Annotated in this window: 15 protein-coding genes; 6 read left to right on the top strand and 9 right to left on the bottom strand. The window is 63.9% G+C overall.

Going from position 1 to position 18500, the window contains the following annotated elements; all coding sequences use genetic code 11:
- Window positions 1–37: 37 nt before the first annotated feature.
- Entirely contained in the window at window positions 38–1015 is a 978-nt protein-coding gene (locus KUV86_RS05590; RefSeq protein WP_206943810.1) for an ABC transporter substrate-binding protein, read from the bottom strand.
- Window positions 1016–1220: 205 nt separating this feature from the next.
- Between KUV86_RS05590 and KUV86_RS05595 the strand changes: the two genes are divergently transcribed.
- The 5 genes from KUV86_RS05595 (at window position 1221) to thiE (ending at window position 4547) form a co-directional block, all read left to right on the top strand.
- The gene (locus tag KUV86_RS05595) at window positions 1221–1565 is read left to right on the top strand and encodes a hypothetical protein (RefSeq protein WP_206943808.1); all 345 of its coding nucleotides are present in this window, start codon (window positions 1221–1223) and stop codon (window positions 1563–1565) included.
- Window positions 1566–1780: 215 nt separating this feature from the next.
- Entirely contained in the window at window positions 1781–2266 is a 486-nt protein-coding gene (locus KUV86_RS05600) for a C40 family peptidase (RefSeq protein WP_222162444.1), read from the top strand.
- Window positions 2267–2587: 321 nt separating this feature from the next.
- The gene (locus tag KUV86_RS05605) at window positions 2588–2902 is read left to right on the top strand and encodes a hypothetical protein (protein WP_222483982.1); all 315 of its coding nucleotides are present in this window, start codon (window positions 2588–2590) and stop codon (window positions 2900–2902) included.
- Between the two features lie 132 nt (window positions 2903–3034).
- A complete protein-coding gene (thiM, locus tag KUV86_RS05610) occupies window positions 3035–3853 on the top strand; it encodes a hydroxyethylthiazole kinase (RefSeq protein WP_222483984.1) in 819 nt (272 codons plus the stop codon).
- A 46-nt stretch (window positions 3854–3899) separates the two neighbouring features.
- Window positions 3900–4547, top strand: a complete 648-nt coding sequence (thiE, locus tag KUV86_RS05615) for a thiamine phosphate synthase (protein ID WP_315900546.1) — start codon at window positions 3900–3902, stop codon at window positions 4545–4547.
- Between the two features lie 30 nt (window positions 4548–4577).
- On the opposite strand, the gene KUV86_RS05620 is transcribed toward thiE, so the two are convergent.
- The 7 genes from KUV86_RS05620 to KUV86_RS05650 all read right to left on the bottom strand — a co-directional run bounded on the left by KUV86_RS05620 (window position 4578) and on the right by KUV86_RS05650 (window position 16652).
- A complete protein-coding gene (locus tag KUV86_RS05620) occupies window positions 4578–5111 on the bottom strand; it encodes a cytochrome b/b6 domain-containing protein (protein ID WP_222162440.1) in 534 nt (177 codons plus the stop codon).
- Between the two features lie 122 nt (window positions 5112–5233).
- On the bottom strand, window positions 5234–6109 hold the full coding sequence (locus KUV86_RS05625; RefSeq protein ID WP_206943799.1) for a DMT family transporter: 876 nt from the start codon (window positions 6107–6109) through the stop codon (window positions 5234–5236).
- Window positions 6110–6567: 458 nt separating this feature from the next.
- A complete protein-coding gene (locus KUV86_RS05630) occupies window positions 6568–8028 on the bottom strand; it encodes a serine hydrolase (protein WP_222483986.1) in 1461 nt (486 codons plus the stop codon).
- 142 nt (window positions 8029–8170) lie between these two features.
- Window positions 8171–11197, bottom strand: coding sequence for an HD domain-containing phosphohydrolase (locus KUV86_RS19905; RefSeq protein WP_261397552.1), 3027 nt, complete (start codon window positions 11195–11197; stop codon window positions 8171–8173).
- Window positions 11198–11334: 137 nt separating this feature from the next.
- Window positions 11335–14232, bottom strand: coding sequence for an HD domain-containing phosphohydrolase (locus tag KUV86_RS05640; RefSeq protein ID WP_222483987.1), 2898 nt, complete (start codon window positions 14230–14232; stop codon window positions 11335–11337).
- Window positions 14233–14404: 172 nt separating this feature from the next.
- Window positions 14405–15166: a sulfite exporter TauE/SafE family protein gene (locus tag KUV86_RS05645; protein WP_222483988.1), complete on the bottom strand. Its 762-nt coding sequence runs from the start codon at window positions 15164–15166 to the stop codon at window positions 14405–14407.
- Window positions 15167–15314: 148 nt separating this feature from the next.
- A complete protein-coding gene (locus tag KUV86_RS05650) occupies window positions 15315–16652 on the bottom strand; it encodes a VOC family protein (RefSeq protein WP_222483989.1) in 1338 nt (445 codons plus the stop codon).
- Window positions 16653–16846: 194 nt separating this feature from the next.
- On the opposite strand from KUV86_RS05650, the gene KUV86_RS05655 reads away from it, so the two are divergent.
- On the top strand, window positions 16847–17770 hold the full coding sequence (locus tag KUV86_RS05655; RefSeq protein WP_222483990.1) for a LysR substrate-binding domain-containing protein: 924 nt from the start codon (window positions 16847–16849) through the stop codon (window positions 17768–17770).
- On the opposite strand, the gene KUV86_RS05660 is transcribed toward KUV86_RS05655, so the two are convergent.
- Window positions 17748–18476, bottom strand: coding sequence for an amino acid ABC transporter ATP-binding protein (locus KUV86_RS05660; RefSeq protein ID WP_206943953.1), 729 nt, complete (start codon window positions 18474–18476; stop codon window positions 17748–17750). The two genes, KUV86_RS05655 and KUV86_RS05660, sit on opposite strands and share 23 nt — an antisense overlap.
- Window positions 18477–18500: the final 24 nt, after the last annotated feature.

Genomic DNA, 18500 nt, shown 5'->3' on the forward strand with positions numbered 1-18500 from the left:
GCCGAGACGCCAGGCGCCCGCAGTCCAGCCAGCGCTATCAGGCGTCAGGAATCTCCAGCGCCTGCTGAATCACCGGCCAGGCTTCTTCGCCATCTCGCGTGGTCACTCCCTCGACGAACGACCGGGTCTGCTCGGGATGTTGCTGTAGCCACTCCAGCGCCACCTGCTCCGGCTCACGCTCTTCGTAGCTGAATCCACGAATCATCGCGCTCTGGTCATCGGCGCTGAAGACCAGTTGGTCCAGCAGGCGTGTGGCATTGGGATGGCTCTGCGCGAACTCGCGGCGGACCAGTGTCCGCACGTCGCTGCGACCGCCCTCCGGCCCCCACATGTCGTTCGGATCATCGAGGTAGCGAACGTCGAACTCAATGTTCATCCAGTGCGGCGTCCAGCCCGCGAACACAATCCACTCTTCACGATCGATGGCCGCATCCACGGCACTGAGCATGCCGGGGGTGGAGGTTTCCGACAGCTCCCAGTCGCCCAGACCATAGCTGTCGTCGTCCACTGCGGCATTCAGCGAGTCGCTCATGCCGGACCCGACCTCGATAGAGTAGATCGTGCGATCCAGACGCTCGGCAAACTCTTCCTTGTCCAGGTCTTCTGCCGATGTCAGACCCGCGTCGTACACATACGCAGGAACGGCGAACCCCAGCCGGGCGCCATCAACGTTGTTGCCGAGATCCTCAAGGGTGGGCTCGTCGCCCTCGAAGCTGGCGTCGTACATGCCCTGCTGGGCAGGCAGCCAGGCCGCCAGAAAGGCATCCAGCTCGCCTTGGCGCAGGGCCTGGTAGGTAATGGTAGAGCCAAGCTCTTCCTGTACGGGTTGATAGCCGAGCGTCTCCAGCAGGGTGGATGCCAGGGCCGTCTTGACCGTCACTCCCGGCCAGGCGGGAACGGAAAAACGAACCTGGGCATCTTCCTGAGTCGAGCGCTCTGCTTCCGCCTGGGCGGCCAATGGTGTAGCGGCCATCAAGGCAGCCAGCACAGCAGCAGACATCGTGTAGTACGGCATGAAGCACCTGTAGATTGCGATAGAGGTCTCTACCATACCCTCTCAGCGCTGTGCCTCAAGGCGGCGCCTTCAACGGCTCCTTTGCTGGAGTTTGCCAAGAATGCCGGGCTGATCCAGTCTTAAGAGGAAACGGCACACTGGTGAAACGCCCCTCACCAAGAGCCCCTCCGGTCCCCTATATCCCCCCGTGGGAGGAGGCAAGTAGATGGCTGATATCGACTACACTCTCGAGCGCCAGATCACCATCAAGGCGCTAGCCAGGGCGCTGGCCCACGGTTTTTCTCCGATCGTCGAAGTCGAGTCCATGGATGGCATCTACACGGTGCGCTTCCACCATGCCAACGGAGCATCGGAGCTGGCCGACGACAAGGGCCGCACACGCACCTTCCTCGGCACCGGAGAAATTCGTGAGCTGCTGGGCGGCGTCGGCCTTACCCACGGCGTGCTGACCTGGTCGGATCAATGCGGCGATGAAATGATCGGGGTGGAAGGCAAGGCCATGACACCGGATGAGATGCTGGCCAACGGCACTCGTATTGCCTTCCGCTGAGGCGAGGCGTTGTCCGAGACGTCGAAGAGCGATGGTGAGGCAAGGCAAAAATCGTTGAGAAATAGCAGCTTACGCTAGGCTAATGAGCACGTTAAGCCGATATTAAACGCCGTATCACCAGGCGCAGGCCCTTTTCAGACCAGCCCTGGACTATTGGCCTGCACGTCATGACAGAGTACCGTAAGCCTCATCATGTCTGTGCAGAGCACGCCGCAATGAGCACATTGACGCCTTACCTGGCCAGATGGTCCCTGATGTGCACGCTGCTATTGATACTGGCCGGCTGTGCGTCGCCACAGCTGGATACCAGCGGCGGCAACAAGGGGCTGTCCATGGAGCGTGCCCTGATCCTGTCGGAAGCCAGGGGCTCCCTGGGCACCCCCTATCGCTTTGGCGGCAATGACCCACGCGGACTCGACTGTTCCGGCCTGGTGCAGATGGCTTACTCCCGGGCCGGCATCAGTGTCCCCCGGTCCTCACGGGAGCAATATCACCAATTGCCGGCGATTGACCAGCCACGCCCGGGCGACCTGCTGTTCTTCGCCACCGGCAAGGGCTCCGAGGTCAGCCATGTCGGCATCTTCGCCGGTAACGACGTCATGATTCATGCACCGGGCCGGGGCCGCCAGGTCACCACGACATCGCTGACCCTCGACTACTGGCAAGAGCGTTTCGTCGGCGCCGCCGCCGCCGCGCCTTGAACGGGGCTCAGCGCTGACCTCTCTCTTTCTCTCTTTCTCTCTTTCTCTCTTTCTCTCTTTCTCTCTTTCTCTCCTTCTCGCGTTCTTGCGTTCTTGCGTTCTTGCGTTCTTGCGTTCTTGCGTTCTGCGCCGTCCGCCGCCCTGTTGCATGCGCCACCATCCGACTTTATCGACCAAGGTCGCATCAAGACGAATGAACGCTATGCTGTTTCGAGCATCAGAAGATGTCACATAGTCGTCAACAAAGCTTAAGCACTCGTTAAGGTGGCGCCGCTACGATGGCATCGACCCTTTACCCAGCAACGATAAGGAACCGTCTTCATGCCTTTCCTGCAACAGGTCAGCAGATCCCACGCCCGTCTCTCCCTGCGCGGATGGCTGTCGGTCAGCGTTGCCATACTCGGCGGCATGGCCCTGATGGCATTCTGGTCGCCGATCAGCCTGTCGCTTGGCACGCTCAGCCTGATTCTGGGCAGCATGGCGCTGTGGCCGCGTTCCAGCGCCGCCCACACAGAGGCAGACCTGGATCGTGAGGCTCACGTTGCCGAGACAGCCCACGCCAAGACAGCATTCTCGCTGACGCACCTGGCCCTCGCGGCGGTGGGTGTACTGGTCGCCCTGCAACTGCTGGCCTGATGACGCTCCATCCAGCGGCGTAAGAACATCGTGGCTTTACAGCTGCGCGCCATGCCCGGATCATGAGGCCCTGGTTATCTGATTGCCGCAGCATGCCCTGCATCCGCTGCGCAGCCGAGACAAAGGCCTCACATGACATCCGCCCTTGCCGGCGCCGATATTGGCGCCACGCTGACGCGACTGCGCCAGTCCACGCCACTGGTACATAGCATTACCAACTACGTGGCCATGAACCCCGCCGCCAATGTGCTGCTGGCCCTGGGCGCATCGCCCGCCATGGTGCACGCCGCCGAGGAGGCGGCCGAGTTCGCGGCGCTCGCCGATGCTCTGGTCATCAACATCGGTACCCTTTCTGCCCCCTGGGTCGATGCCATGTTGAGCGCTGCCGAGTCCGCTCAACAACAACAGACCCCCTGGGTGCTGGATCCTGTGGCGATTGGCGCTACACGCTTTCGACGTGACGCCTGTGCCCGCCTGCTCGAGTTTTCTCCGACCATCATCCGCGGCAACGCCTCAGAGATCATCGCCCTCGCCGGCGACGCCCTGGGCGGCCGAGGCGTCGATTCCACCGCAGCCAGTGACGAGGCGCTCACGGCGGCGGTGGCCCTGGCCAGACGTCAGCAGACAGTGGTCGCCGTCACCGGCGAGGTCGACCTGGTCACGGATGGCCGGCGATGTGTCCGCATTGCAGGAGGTCATGCCCTGATGCCGCGAGTCACGGCCCTTGGCTGCGCTCTTTCCGGAGTGGTAGCGGCCTTCGCGGCCTGTGAGAAGGACCCACTATTGGCTACGGCCTGCGCCCTCACCTGCTACGCTGAGGCGGGTGCTCAGGCCGGGCAGACGCCGTCGGGGCCTGGTAGTTTTGCGGTGGCCTTCATTGACGCGCTGCACCAGCTGTCTGCCGATGCTCTGGCCAACCGCACGCCCCTGGAGATCAGCACTCTCCCATGACCCGCTGTTCCCGCCTGCCACTTCACTCTTTTCAAGGATGCTGCACGTGACGCGATCTCCCCGCCGATTCGACCGACAGGCCCTGCGCCTCTATCTGGTGACAGACCCCGAGCTGTGCGCTGAGAGGGGAATCGAGGACACCGTGATCCAGGCTGTCAACGGCGGCGTGACCCTGGTCCAGCTTCGCGACAAGGGGGCCAGCGATGAGGAACTGGTAGCCCTGGCACTGCGCTTGAAACCGCTGCTTGCCGAGCACCGCATCCCCCTGGTCATCAATGATCGGGTTCAGGTCGCCGTGGCCGCCAAGGTCGACGGCGTACACCTTGGCCAGGACGATGGCGACGTGAGCGAGGCTCGCCGCCTGCTGGGCGACGAGGCGATCATTGGGCTGTCGGTTCAGCGTCCCGAACAGCTGACACAGCTGGACGTGCGGGCGCTGGACTATCTCGGCCTGGGCCCGGTATTCGCTACCTCCACAAAGCGCGACCACGCGACCCCGCTAGGCGTTGATGGCCTGTCCTCGCTGGTGGCGGCCAGCCCGCTGCCCAGCGTGGCGATTGGCGGGCTGAAGCGAGAACATGCCGCCGCCATACGGGCAAGCGGTGCCGATGGCATGGCCGTGGTCTCCGCCATCTGCGGCCAACCCGACCCGAGCCAGGCCGCCCAGGACCTGCTGGCGGCCTGGGAAGGGTAAGTCGCCCAGGGATCCGGCACGCCGCAACCACTAAGGTTGCGGTCGCCGACGCCCATGGACCATCGCCGCGATCAGGTTATCGCCTTGTTTGCGGCCTTCCAGCACCGCACCAAGCACATGCACGGGCACCAGGCAGAGAACGGCGGTCGCCAGCCCTTCATGCAGCTCCTCCATCCAATGCAGGTCGTGGAAGCGTTCGGTGTGCACCATCAGCATGCCCGTCGTTCCTAGCCCCAGCAGCAAGGCGAGCAGGCTGATCATCATCAGCGCCCCCAGCGGCGTGTGGGTGATGCGACCGCCTTCTGCCGCGTGACCGCGAATCGCTGCCTTGAGTCGCGCTGGCGTCGGCCAGAAACTCGTCCAGCGCACTGACCAGGGGCCCACCAGGCCCCACAGGATACGAAGGCCGATCAACCCCACCAGGGTATAGCCGATATAGCGGTGAGGGCCTATCTCTGCGTAGTTGAGCGCAAATCCGAGCACCAGCGCCCAATGAAAGACTCGCACCAGCGGATCCCACACCATGATGCGCTGTGGGGTCGGGGTCCTTGCTGCCGTTGTCATCTCGCTACTCCCGTCGAAGGTACGCGACATCGCGCGGAAGTAGGCTGGCATTCAACCCTTAAGCCTCGCTTACGCGGTGCGCCCTCGCGCGAGTGGGAGCAGACGAGTCGCTACCGATCGTTTTATGCCGTTGGGCGGCGCTTGAGGCTGGTGCGCCCTTCCTGGTAGGCAATCGCCAGGCCGCTGGCGATGATCAAGGTGCCGCCGACCCATACGCCCCAATCCGGCAGCTCTCCCCAGAACAGCCAGCCCAGCAGCACCGCCCATAGCATGGCGGTGTAGTCGAAGGGCGCGGCGATGGCCGCAGGGGCGTGACGAAATGCCAGCGTGATGAACGCCGTGGCACCCACCCCAAGCACACCCGCCATCAGAAAGGCCGGCCAGTGCGCCGCTTCCGGCGCCTGCCAAACCAACGGCAACGCGAGCCCGGTGATCACAAAAGGCACCAGGGTCATGTAGAACACCATCGCCCAGAGATGCTCACGAGCGCCGTAGCGACGTGCGGTGATCATCATCAGGGCGTAGAACACCGCTGCCCCCAACATGGCCAGCGCGCCCAGAGAGATGCCGTCGCTACCTGGCCGGACCACCACCAGAACGCCGACAAAACCCACCAGAGAGGCACACAATACGGGCATGCTGACCTTCTCACCCAGCAGCGGCACCGACAGTAGACTCACGAACAGCGGAGCCGCGAAGGCAATGGCGGTACCTTCCGCCAGCGGCATCAGGGTCAGCCCCAGCACAAAGCAACCCATCGTGCCGGTATAGATCAGCCCTCGCACCAGGTGCACACCAGGGCGACGGGTGGCCAGCGTGCGAAGTCCGCTTCCCCTCCACGCCAGCAGCATGATCATCGGCAGCGATACCAGGGTTCGGAAGAAGATGATCTGGACCGGCGAATGCACCTCTCCCAACCACTTCGAGATGGCATCCCCCAATGCCAGGCACAATACCCCCAGGCACATGAACCCGATTCCCTTCACTGACGATGCCATTCGACCTCCCTGCTGGACTGAAAATGCGACGCTTGGATACCCGCCTGGATAGCACCCGTCACTCGTCACAAGCCGCCGGTCAGTCATCGCCAGTCACTCGCTGTCCGTCACCCACTGTCCGGTGCTCACTTTCCGGTGCTGACTTTCCGGTACTGACTTTCCGGTACTAGCTTTCCGGTGCTGACTTTCCGGTGCTGACTTTCCGGTACTGGCTTTCCGGTACTACGGCGGCCCCCGACCCGGTGGCCGGCGGAGTGCTTATGGAAGAACGGGTAGAAGAACGGACAACAGTACGTAACGCCGTTCAGGCAGTGCTCAATAACGTTAGGGGGATAACGCTTTTGAGGCAAGCATCTTGCACCATGACTGTGCAAGTACGTAGACACCGGGGTCACGCGCCATGCAAAAGGCCCGCCGAAGCGGGCCTCACAGGACAGGCGGGGCTGGCACCAAGGTGCTTACAGACTCGCCTGCACCACCATACAGTCCATGCCCTGCTCCATCAGGCGACGGCAGGCCGAACGCGCCTGCCCCTCCTGAAGGTCCAGGACCTGCGCGCGATAGATGTTGGCGTTATCCGCCCTGGCGACAGCCACGCGAGCATGGGACATCTCGCTTGCCAGGCGATTGGCCGCCTGGCTGGCCTGGCTGCGGGCGCTGTCCATGTCGCTGAACGCGCCCACCTGAACCCCCCAGTCGCCGGTCTGCGCAACGCTGGGTGCCGACGACGCCGTCGCCCTGGGCTCTGGGCGAGTCGCGGTCGGCACCGAGGCGGCGACAGGAATGGACGCCACCGCAGGGGCCGAGCTAGGGGCATCATCCATCAGTCGACGCAGCGGGTCCGTCTGGGGCCGGGTGCCAGAGATCACCGGCGTCGACGACTCGAAGCGCACGGGCGTCCCTGCACTCTGGCGACTGGCAACCTGGGCAGGCGGCACGATGGTCTCGACCCGCGACGGCTGCACCACATTGGACGAGGTCTGGGCCAGGCGTGATGACGTTGGCACAGGGGCTGAGATCAATCCGCGCTGACGTGGTGCCATCAACTCGCCGCCAGATACATCGGTGCTGGCAAGAAAGCCGCGGCCATCCGACAGGGAAGCGCGCAGAAAGCCACGATCCAGCACACTCATCATCTGTTCATCCCGGGACGCGGCGGTATACCCCCCCATGACTACGGCCACCATGCGGCGTCCGTTGCGGGTCGCCGACGTCGCCACATTGAAGCCTGACGCACGGATGAAACCGGTCTTCAGGCCATCGGTTCCGGGGTACTTGGTCAACAGCCGGTTATGGCCGGTATGCCGTGTGCCGCGCCAGGTAAATTCCGTCAGCGAGAAGTAGGGGTAGTACTGGGGGAAGTCCAGCATCAAGCGCCGGGCCAGGATCACCATGTCCCGGGCGGTAGTCACCTGCCCTGAATCCGGCAGGCCCGAGGCGTTGCGGAAGGTGGTGTTGTTCATCCCGAGACTACGCGCCTTGCGCGTCATCATTTCCGCAAAGTGGGACTCGGTGCCGCCCAGCGACTCCGCCACCACCACGGCCACGTCATTGGCCGAGCGCACGATCAGCGCCTGGATGGCCTTTTCCACGGGAATGGTATCCCCGGGCTTGAGCCATAGCTTGGTCGCTGGCATTGACGCCGCATGGGACGACACGGGCAGCGGTTGCCCCAGACTCATGGACCGCCCCTCGAGCGACTCGAACAGCATGTAGAGCGTCATCATCTTGGTCAGCGAGGCGGGGTAACGCGACTCGTCGGCATGTTCTGCATAGAGGATCTCATGCGTCTCGGCGTCTACCACGATACCGGCGTAGCGCGGATTGCCGGCGTGAGCCGACTGTACCATCAGGCACGTCACCACCAGCGCTATCAGCATGGTCAGCGACCGCCACACGGAATACCTTGTGGTCACCATTATCCAAAACCCCTGCGATTTATCCGACTGCACTGACGGCATTATGACCCACTTACACCGACTGTACAGGCCCAATTAACGTGGCTTTGCCATCAATAGCGGTATGACATTGCCTATTTTGTGCAGGCGCCTTCGCCAGCCCTCAATCCGCAGCGTCTCCCTCGAGGCCCGCGCGCACCAGCAGCGCCTGTGGATCCACCTTGTCCCACTGCCCCGGCTTGAGGAAACGCTTGGCAAAATCCCGATAGACTCGCTGCTCCAGCAGCAGCCGGTACAGGTCGGGGTCCAGATGGCCATCGCGCACCATGTCCGCCAGCAGCGCCAACGCCCGCGACAGCGTCATGGCGGCCTTGTAGGGACGGTCTGCAGCGGTCAGCGCCTCGAACACATCGGCCATCACCATCACTTTTTCCTCGAGGCTCGCTTCCTTCAGCTTCAGGCGCCGAGGATACCCCGTACCATCCATGCGCTCATGATGATTGCCGGCAATCGAGGGCACCTGGCGCAGATGCGCCGGCCATGGCAGCGCCTCGAGCATCATGATCGTCTGGATCACATGCTCCTGAATGCGAAAGCGTTCGACATCATTGAGCGTACCGCGGCGAACCGACAGGTTGTAAAGCTCGCCGTGATGACCCGCCAGCGGACAGGGTGACATGTCAAACTGCCAACGATTGTCCGGATCGCCGCGTTCCACCGCGGGCCGCGAGCGATGCCAGGGAATCTCGTGGCGCGGCAGATCAGCGAGCAAGCGCTCCTCAGCGGGCAGACGACGTACAGGCTCCCGCGCCATGCGTGCCAGCTCATCCCGAGACAGCCCCAGGCGATCGTCAAAGTGGCGCCACCAGCGCCACTCGGCGATCGTGGCCAGTTGCTCGAGCAAGGCGTCACTGATGGCTTCGCCGCCACGATTGGCCTCGGCTACGCACTCGAAGGCGGCGGTGAGCTCTTGCTGGCGGGCATGCCGCCGCCGTTCGAGAATGACCGGATCACCACCGTGAGCCCGGCCCTGCCAATAGGCCACGTCGGCATCTCGCCACAACACGTCGAAGCGAGTGCGGATTTCATGAATGCGATCATGTCGGGCTTCCAGCTTGGTGGCCTTTTCCATCACCTCGTCGGGAATGGCCAGCTTGCCGCAATCATGCAGCCATGCGGCCAGATGAAAGGCACTGCGCTGGCGCTGATCAAAGTGGACCTCGGCAAAGGCCCCCGAATCCGCTCGCTCTATGGCATTGACGATCAACTCCGCCAGGGCGGGGACCCGCGAGCAATGACTGCCGGTATGCGGTGACTTGGCATCGATGGCACGGGCCACCAGCTTGACGATGCCGTCCAGCAGACGCGCCTCGCCCTGGAGCAACCTGCGCAGGTCGATGGCCACCGCCGCCGCGGACGACACCTCCTTCACAAAGGCACGCCAGTGCAGGTCATCGTCGTCGGTCGAACGCAAGGCCACCGCCAGCAGTCCCAGAATCGCCCCCTCTCGATTGCACAGCGGCTGCAGCAGATAGCCGTGCTGATCAAAGTCAGCCTCAAGCCGCGCCAGGGCACCTTCGGGAGACCCTTCAAGTGCCAGCGCAGGTGCCCTGGGGTCGCTGTCCGGGTCACGGGCCTCACCCGACTGCGCCACGCGCTCAAAGCGCCTCTCGTTATGTTCATCGGCCAGATAGATGGCGCCGGAGCGGCTGCCAGCACCCTGCAGCAAGTCTTCGAGGATACTGGTCAGCATCGGTGCCAGCTGCGGCTCGCTGTTGAGTACGCGGGTGATGCGCCCAAACCCTTCCACGCCCCGGGACAAGCGCCCCAGGGCCAGACTCAGCCCCCTGACCTCCGACACTCGCGAGCTCACTCCGTGGCAACCGGCGAAGTCGTAGCGGCCCAGCGCTTCCACCTGCTCGGACAACCGCTGCAGCGGCCGCCCAAGACGCCGTCCCAGGACCAGCCCCAGCGGCAGTAGCGCTAGCGTCACCATGCCGGCCAGTACCGAGCTTTCGATGATCATCTGCCCCGCACCGGCGGAGAGCTCATCCTCAGGCACCACCGCCAATAGCTGGGTGGGCTGGTCCCCCAGACGCGCAAACGGCAGCACCAGCCCCCACCAATGACGCCCTTCGTGCTCTAGTCGCACAGGGCTTTGCTCGCCCGACGGTAGGTGCTCTCTCGTGTGTTCCAGCGCTCTCAACTTTCGTAGCACGGGAAAATTCAGCTCGTCGATCGATGCCAGGCGGCCATCCGTGACCGCCCTGCTCGACCCTGGCTGATCGAGCAGGGCAATGCCAGGCGTCGCGTTCAAGGGCGAGCTGGAGGTCGTGGATGCGCTGGAGGAGGAGTTGGCTGGGTTGCTGGCAGGGTTGCTGGCTGAGGCACTGAGAGTGTCGTCTTCAGCGCTGTTGGTGGTGGTCGCCAGCGCCTGCCCCGTGTCCGTCACGATCGCCATGCGGGTGCCCGGAGTCAGCCGCAGGCTGTCCATTCCCAGGCCGAGGTCCTGGGAGGCCACATCGAGCCCCACCACCACCTCGGCATGACGTCGTGCCATGCTGATGCCGATCTCGCCGGTGTAGTAGAACGCGTAGGGCGCCGTCAGGTAAGACGTACCTTCCCTGCTGGCCCGCTGAAACCAGGGACGTGTACGCGGATCAAAGAAGTACTGAGCCAGAGGCTCTCGCCCAAGCGGACTCAGCCGCTGATCGTACAGTCGCCATTCGCTGGCGTCCGCGGCGCTGGCATCCCCCGGCACGACCAACGCCAGGTAAGCGGCGTCGGGGTGATGGGCAAGCTCCGGCCGCACGCTCTCCATCATCCGCTCCACGGACCGAAACATCACGAAATCGCCGTCACCATTGGCCATGTAGACGGCGTCAATCAGGCGGTGGGCGGCCAGCGCAGACGCCATCAGCGGACGTTGCTCCAGCCAGTCGCTGGCGCTACCGGTGGTACCACTTGCCAGCATGTCGATGGCGACCTGGGACGGCCTGACCAGCGCCTGGGTATGTGCCTCCAGGGTGCTGACCAGCTGATGCGACGTTTCTTCCAGGGTCGCGCCCAGGGTGCGCTGGGACTGATGCCAGGAAAACCACAGCAGCGCGACCGCCATGACCGTCATGACGGCCGCGATGACGACGCCGATCAGCCACTGCATCGAGACGACGAAACGCTGACGGTGCATGATCGAGCCTCGTATGTACGCCGGGGCGGCTGCCTAGGGGGAATCCTCGCGCGCAAGGGCGCAACGGGCTCCTACAACTATATGCAGCATCGATACTTTTTGCCTGCTTACACCGCCATGAAGGGGAGGCTAGGGGGTCAGCACCCCAGGTGGGAGGACGCCGACCGTGTGGCACGCGCCTTGATCGCCGCCAGATCGACATCATCGCGCTGTCGGCTGGCGACAAAGCTGTCGGCGTAGCGACGCCATACGCCGCTATCCAGCAGCAGCAGGAAGAGCTGGGCATCCAGGTGTCCCTCGCTGACCATGTCCGCCAGGATCTCCAGCGCGCGGGACAGGGAAAGCCCGACCTTGTAGGGACGATCAGAGGCGGTCAGCGCCTCGAACACGTCGGCCAGCGCCATGACGCGCTCTTCAATGCTGGCCTCGCTGAGCTTGACCTGGCGCGGGTAGCCGCGGCCGTCCATGCGCTCATGATGATTGCCGGCGATTTCCGGCACCCGCCGCAGGTGGGCCGGCCACGGCAGCGACTCGAGCATGATGATGGTCTGGATCACATGCTCCTGCATGCGAAAGCGTTCGACATCATTGAGGGTGCCGCGAGGCACGCTCAGGTTGTATAACTCGCCCTGGTGCTCGGCCAGGGCTGGGGGCTGCATGGCAAAGCCCCAGCGGTTGAGGGGATCTTCCGGGTGCACCGGCGGACAGGCGCGCTGCCAGGCCAGGCGATGACGAGGCTGATCAGCGAGCAGCTGCTCCTGGGCTGGCAGCGGGTGCACCGGCTCATCGACCAGCTGGGCCAGCTCGGCCTTGGACAGCCCCAGTCGATCATCGAAATGCCGCTGCCAGCACCAGCTGCCGATCTCCACCAGGCGCTGCTGCAGCGCTTCTCCCATCGTCTCGCCGCCCTGGTTGGCCCTGGCGACACAGGCGAAGGCATCGCTAAGCTCCTGGCGGCGCTGTAAACGCGTCGCTGCCAGGGTTGTCGCATCACGGCCCTCGGCCAGCCCCCGCCAATAGTCCACATCGGCGTCCCGCCACAGCACTTCAAAGCGGGTCCGCACTTCATGAATCCGGTTATAGCGGGTCTCCAGCTTGGTGGCTTTTTCCATGATGTGGTCAGGGGTGGTCAGCTTGCCACAGTCATGCAGCCAGGCGGCCAGATGAAAGGTCGCCCGCTGGTCATCGCTCAGACTGATGGCGGCGAAAGGCCCCTGGGTAGCCTTGTCCACCTCGTCGATCAGCATCTCGGCCAGCTGCGGCACTCGTGAACAGTGGCCTCCCGTATGGGGAGACTTGGCATCCGTGGCCTTGGCCACCAGCTGGATCATCGCATCCAACAGGCGAGCCTCAGCTTCCAGCAGGCGCCGCATATCGATCGCCACCGCCGCAACCGAGGAGACTTCGGCGACAAAGTTGCGCCAGCGACCATCATTGTGATCGCGCCGTGGGCGAGCCAGCAACAGCACGCCCAGGCGCTTGTCGGCACGATCACGCAGCGACTGCACCAGATACCCTCTCGCCTCCAGCTGTTCGCGCACCTCGGCCAGTGGGCCACTGGCCGTGGCAATCTCGAGGACCTCGGGCAGCGGCTCCGATGCGTCAGCGCATCCTGCTTCGGCGGTAGCCACGAAGCGATCAGCCCGTACCTCGTCGGCCAGATAGATCATGCCATGGTGACTACCGGTCACGCTGAGCAGCTCCCCGAGTATCGCCTCGAGCATGGCATCAAGGCCTTGCTCGCGCCCCAGTATCCGGTTGATCTGCTGAAACTTGCCGGCCCGGTGCACCAGGGTGTCCAGAGCCCGGGACAGGTGCGATACCTCACTCACCCATGACTCCACGCCACGATAGGCCTCCAGGTTGAAATCCGAGATAGTGCGCACCTGCTGGGCCAGGGCCCGTAGCGGTCGTCCCAGGCGATGGGCCAACAGGATGCCCATCGGCACCATCAGCGAGACCAGACCGAGTGACAGCAACAGTCGATGCCACAGTGATTCCCGCATGCTGGCCATCAACTCGGCCTCTGGAGTGGCCACCAGCAGCCAGGCCAGGCGACTGCCCAGCATGTCGAATGACAGCGCCAGCCCCCACCACTGCTGGTCGCCGTGAGCAAAGCGCACTGGCCGCTCAATGACATTCAGCGCTCTCAGCGTCACCAGCGGGGTATCGCCAAGATCGCTGAGCGTGGTACCCGGCAGCGGCGCCTGGCCCTGGTCGATGTCATGCGCCAACAAGAGCCCATCCGGCGTGGTGATGGCCAGACGAGACCCGGGCTCGGTGGAAAATCGCTGAATCTCGCGGCCCAGGTCCTCTGAGGTCATGTCGATACCCAGCACGGCCCGGCCACTGTGGGAACGTTGCGACAGGGTGACTCCCTGCTCGCCGTTGGTGAAGAAGGTATAAGGGTCCGACAGGTGCGGCAGAAAATCGGTTTCCGCGTCGCGATACCAGGGGCGCGTCCTCGGGTCGAAGCCGTAGTCGACCACCGGATACCGACGCATCTCGCGCAGCTGGCCATCCAGCACCTGCCAGTAGCCCTCCTCCTGCCGGCGACTGGCCAAGCCCTGCGGGGCCCCGGAGTCGCCGTGCAGGACCAGGGTCAGGTAGATACCGCCGGTCAGGTCAACCTCGGCAGGAATGGCCGTGGGAGAAATACGCTCGATCAGCCGCACCATCAGGAAGTCGCCGGTGTCGCTGCCGATGTAGGCGCTGCCAAGTACCTCCTGGGCCCCTACCGCGGCCGCCAGCAGCTGCAGCATATTGGCGCCGCTGGTGCTGTGGAACTTGTCCACGTCCGCTTCGCTGACCAGCACCCCGAGCATGGCGCGAGCGGGCTCCAGCAGAGCCTGGGTTCGCACTTCCACCATCGTCGACAGCTGCTGACTGGTCCGCTCCAGCGACTGCACCAGCGAGGCTCTCGCCTGGTACCACGACTGCCACAGCAACAGCCCCGCCAGCACCAGCATCATGCCGACGATGGAGGCAGCGATCAGTAGCTGTATGGGCTGTTCTCGATGGAAAGGCAGGCGCATCAAGACGACTCGAAAGAGGCTGTGGCTGGGTGACAGGAATCTATCACTCTATGCCAATTCGCCGTCCTGGGGGCCTGGAGAGACTACCTACTCGGCGGTATATCGCTCGCTTCTTTTGTCCTTGCAGGCACTGGGACAGAGCGCCCCAAGGGCCCCTGGGCGCCTTCATCGCTCACGCCAGCAGGCGTGACAGACCTAACCACACCAGGCGCAGAGACAGCGCCGTCAGCACCAGTCGAAAGCCATGATCGAAGCGATGCTCAGAGAGGCGGTTGAGCAGGCGCAGTCCCAGCCAGGTACCGACCACGCCCATGGCAACCATCGCGACGATCAACGCCAGCCAATCGGCAAACAGAAAGCCGGCCGCCCCGAAGACGAATGCCTTGGTGAGATGCTGGAAGGTCATGCAGGCCGCAAAGGTGGCCACGGTGGTCTGGCGAGGATTGCCATGCTGCTTGATGAAGGCCGCCACCATGGGGCCGCTGGCGCCGACAAAGCTGGACAACAAGGTCGTAACAGCGCCAGCGATGCCGGTACCCCAGCGCCCTAGCGCCCGCTTGGGCAGGCCGGGCCCCCACAGGGTGTAAAGGACGAAGGCGGCGATGGTCAGTTCCAGCAGGCCTGTCGGCAAGCGAATCAGCAGCCAGCTCGCGACCAGGGCCCCCACCACCGCACCCGGGAGAAACGCCAGCAGCAGCGGCCAGTGGAGGTGACGCCAGCTCATGACCAGGCGCCCCCCATTGGAACCGAGCTGGACCATGCCGTGGACGGGAATCAGCGCATCTGCCGGCATCACCTGCGCCATGGTCACGATCAGCAGCGTGCCTCCGCCTACCCCGAGGGAGGCGCTGATCAGCGAAGTGAACCCTGACAGCAGAATCAGCCCCAGGCTGACGAGCGGCGGCAAGGGCGACAGGACGGCAAGCCAATCCATGGCAAGGGACTCCAGCAAGATGAGGCAGGGTCCCTTAGCCTACCTTATATCGCAGGGTCGTGGCGCAAGCCTCGCGAGTCAGCTCACGGCACGCCCATACATCGAACAGACATCGTGCAGGCACATCAAACGGCCAGATATCGATCGCTCAGGCATCAACGCCCAGGGCAGCCAAGGACGCACGCTCCCGGCGAGCATACTGGTCGAGCTCATCGATGACCGATGCCCCCAGCGCCAACTCGAACGCCTCGCGATTGGCATTGCCCTGGGTCACGGCGCTAGCTTCACCGCCCAGGTTGGACTGGAAGATGCCGGCCGCCGACACCGGCAGGAAGTCCTCGTAGGTCAAGGGGTCGGCCATGACCTTGCCGGCAGCGATCCACTGCTCGAGACCGGCTCCGTCGTCAAGCTCCGCCACGGCACGGTAGTGAAAGTAGGCCAGCCCCTCCCGGCGCAGCACGCTGTCATCGTCGGGGAAGTCCGCAAAGACCTCGGCAAGGCGACGCTGGTGGGCCTCGTTGTCCAATCCCTTTGTGGCCTCGCGAGACTCGGCCAACAGCCGGTCGTAGAGCGCCCTGCCCTTTGGCGTCAGGGCAATGCCTCGCTGCTCGATCTCGCCAAACCGCGCCGTATGCGCCCCTTGATCAGCGCCGAGAAAGTGCGTGGTTTCCTCCAGCGCCTTGAAACTGGTCTGGCGCAGCAGGATCGGCACCTGGCGCCGAGGCGGTCCCTCGATCACCGCCTTGGGTGTCATGCCATGGGCGGGCATCCGCCGCTGCGCCTCATCGATATCCAGGGTGCGGGGCGTCAGATGGTTGATGTGCGGGCCGCGGAAACACACCACGTCTGCGATCAGACGATGTGCCGCGTGCAGGCGATCATAGGTAGCGCGATCCACCGTCGCGTCATGATGCCAACGAAACGTCTCCAGCGCCTCAGCCACGAAGCGGTCAGCCTGGGCATCGGTCAGCCCGCCCTCGGCCTCGTGGATGGCGATCAGCTCACGCACGCCAGGGGTGAAGATATCTCGCTGGCTCAGGATATCGCTGGCCAAGTCCCTCAGTTCGGCGTCTTCGATCAGATCCAGGCGCAGCAGCGAGGTGAACAAGCGAAACGGGTTGTGGCTCAGGGCGGATTCGTCAATCGGCCGGAAAGCGGTGGAATGTACCGGCACCCCGGCCTCGGACAGATCGTAGTAGCCCACCGGGAACATGCCCATCACCGCGAAAAGCCGCCTCAACGTTGCCAGTTCCTCGGCGGTACCCACCCGAATGGCGCCATGCCGCTCCACGTCCAGGCGCGACAGCTCACCGCTGGCCTCAAGTCTTGCGGCCAGTGCCGGGTCGGCGGCCAGGGTGTCCCGGTTCACCTCGGCCACCAGGGTCAGCAGGGCGCCATACTGTGGTACCTCTGCCTGATACATGTCCGACATGGCGCTGGCAAAGCGCTGGCGAATCTCGTTGGCGGTCACGATATCGGCTGACATTCCGGCAAGTCTCCTGACTAGAGCGATGGACCCTGCGATGAGACCAGAGACAAATAGCCGCGACAAACGAAAAAAAACGCTGCTAGCATGAAAAAAAGGAATGCGAAAAACCGCGCCGAACCCCTGACAGGGCAGTTGGCGGGCCATATCGACCGCGGCCATCGTCATGCTCGGCCTTGTCAGTCCAGAAACTTATGAAACCCAGACACCTTCCCTCTACCACGACCCTGCTGTGCTTTGAAGCGGCGGCCCGCCATCTGAGCTTTACCCGGGCAGCCCAGGAGCTGGCGATGACCCAGAGCGCCGTGAGCAAACAGGTCGCCCAGCTGGAAACCCTGTTACAGCACGCCCTGTTCCGCCGTCTGCGACGTCAGCTGGTGCTGACGCCGGAGGGCTCGCTGTACCTCTCAGAGGTGCGCAAGATCCTGGCGCAGATGGAAATGTCGACCAACACCATCCTGACCTACCACGGTGCCGGTGACGTGCTGAAAGTCGCGACCCTGCCCACCTTCGGCAGTCGCTGGCTGGCGCCGAGATTACCTGACTTTCTACAGGCTCATCCCGACATCACCCTGCATCTGAGCGACCGTAGCGAAGCCTTCGACCTGACCGGCGACGGTATCGATGTGGCCGTGTTTCACGGCCACGGGCGCTGGCCGGGGCTGGACTGCCACTGGCTCTGCGATGAGGAGGTGGTAGCGGTTGGGGCACCATCGCGCTTGCCGCGTACCCCACAGCTGGATCAGGCTCGGCTGTTGCACCTGACGACGCGGCCTGACGCCTGGCATCGCTGGTTCGCTGACCAGGGCATCCACCGTCAGCGCAGCTACCACGGCGTACGCGTCGACACCTTTCATACCTTGATTCGGTTGGCCATCGAGGGCGCGGGCCTGGCGCTTATTCCACGCCTCTTGATCGAGCCGGAGCTCGCCGATGGACGCCTCGCCCTCGCCTCGCCACGGGTCATGAGCAGTGCCGACGCCTACTACCTGGTGACGCCGGAACCACTGGGCGAACTGGCCCGCGTTCGGTGCTTCATCGAGCACCTGACGACCGCCGCCGGCGGCCGCCAGGACCACGCGGTGGGCGACCCCGTCAGTGACCCAGAATCTGGCTGAGAAACAGCTGGGTGCGCTCCGACCGGGGGTTGTTGAAGAACTCCTCGGGAGGTGCCTGTTCGATGATCTGCCCCTGATCCATGAAGATGACCCGATCCGCCACGGTCTTGGCGAATCCCATCTCGTGGGTCACGCAGAGCATGGTCATGCCCTCCCGGGCCAGCTCGATCATCACATCCAGCACTTCCTTGATCATCTCCGGGTCCAGCGCCGAGGTGGGCTCATCAAACAGCATCACCTCCGGGCGCAGGCACAGGGCACGGGCGATGGCAACGCGCTGCTGCTGGCCGCCGGACAGCTGACCGGGATACTTGTGGGCCTGGTTGGCGATCTGCACCCGTTCGAGAAACTCCATCGCGGTCGCCTCGGCCTCGCGCCGGGGTTTCTTCTGTACCCAGGTCTGAGCGATGCAGCAGTTGTCGAGCACCGACAAATGGGGAAACAGATTGAAGTGCTGGAACACCATGCCCACGTGGCGGCGAATCTGCTCGATACGCTTGACGTCCTGGGTCATGTGAACCCCACCCACCGTGATGCTGCCCTGCTGGTGCTCCTCCAGATGATTGATGCAGCGAATCAACGTCGACTTGCCGGACCCGGAAGGGCCGCAGATCACGATGCGCTCACCGGGTTTGACGCTCAGGTCGATATCCCTGAGCACGTGAAAATCTCCATACCACTTGTTGAGTCCGCTGATCTCGATCATCGGCGCATCGTTGGTGGCTGCACT

Origin of the sequence: Halomonas sp. DP8Y7-3 (genome assembly GCF_019801675.1) — a bacterium.
GTDB lineage: Bacteria > Pseudomonadota > Gammaproteobacteria > Pseudomonadales > Halomonadaceae > Halomonas > Halomonas litopenaei_A.

Excerpts from the sequence above, each read along its gene's own strand:
- KUV86_RS05590 (WP_206943810.1), bottom strand. The coding sequence starts at position 1,015 with ATGCCGTACTACACGATGTCTGCTGCTGTGCTGGCTGCCTTGATGGCC.
- KUV86_RS05595 (WP_206943808.1), top strand. The coding sequence starts at position 1,221 with ATGGCTGATATCGACTACACTCTCGAGCGCCAGATCACCATCAAGGCG.
- KUV86_RS05600 (WP_222162444.1), top strand. The coding sequence starts at position 1,781 with ATGAGCACATTGACGCCTTACCTGGCCAGATGGTCCCTGATGTGCACG.
- KUV86_RS05605 (WP_222483982.1), top strand. The coding sequence starts at position 2,588 with ATGCCTTTCCTGCAACAGGTCAGCAGATCCCACGCCCGTCTCTCCCTG.
- thiM (WP_222483984.1), top strand. The coding sequence starts at position 3,035 with ATGACATCCGCCCTTGCCGGCGCCGATATTGGCGCCACGCTGACGCGA.
- KUV86_RS05620 (WP_222162440.1), bottom strand. The coding sequence starts at position 5,111 with ATGACAACGGCAGCAAGGACCCCGACCCCACAGCGCATCATGGTGTGG.
- KUV86_RS05625 (WP_206943799.1), bottom strand. The coding sequence starts at position 6,109 with ATGGCATCGTCAGTGAAGGGAATCGGGTTCATGTGCCTGGGGGTATTG.
- KUV86_RS05630 (WP_222483986.1), bottom strand. The coding sequence starts at position 8,028 with ATGGTGACCACAAGGTATTCCGTGTGGCGGTCGCTGACCATGCTGATA.
- KUV86_RS19905 (WP_261397552.1), bottom strand. The coding sequence starts at position 11,197 with ATGCACCGTCAGCGTTTCGTCGTCTCGATGCAGTGGCTGATCGGCGTC.
- KUV86_RS05640 (WP_222483987.1), bottom strand. The coding sequence starts at position 14,232 with ATGCGCCTGCCTTTCCATCGAGAACAGCCCATACAGCTACTGATCGCT.
- KUV86_RS05645 (WP_222483988.1), bottom strand. The coding sequence starts at position 15,166 with ATGGATTGGCTTGCCGTCCTGTCGCCCTTGCCGCCGCTCGTCAGCCTG.
- KUV86_RS05650 (WP_222483989.1), bottom strand. The coding sequence starts at position 16,652 with ATGTCAGCCGATATCGTGACCGCCAACGAGATTCGCCAGCGCTTTGCC.
- KUV86_RS05655 (WP_222483990.1), top strand. The coding sequence starts at position 16,847 with ATGAAACCCAGACACCTTCCCTCTACCACGACCCTGCTGTGCTTTGAA.
- KUV86_RS05660 (WP_206943953.1), bottom strand. The coding sequence starts at position 18,476 with ATGATCGAGATCAGCGGACTCAACAAGTGGTATGGAGATTTTCACGTG.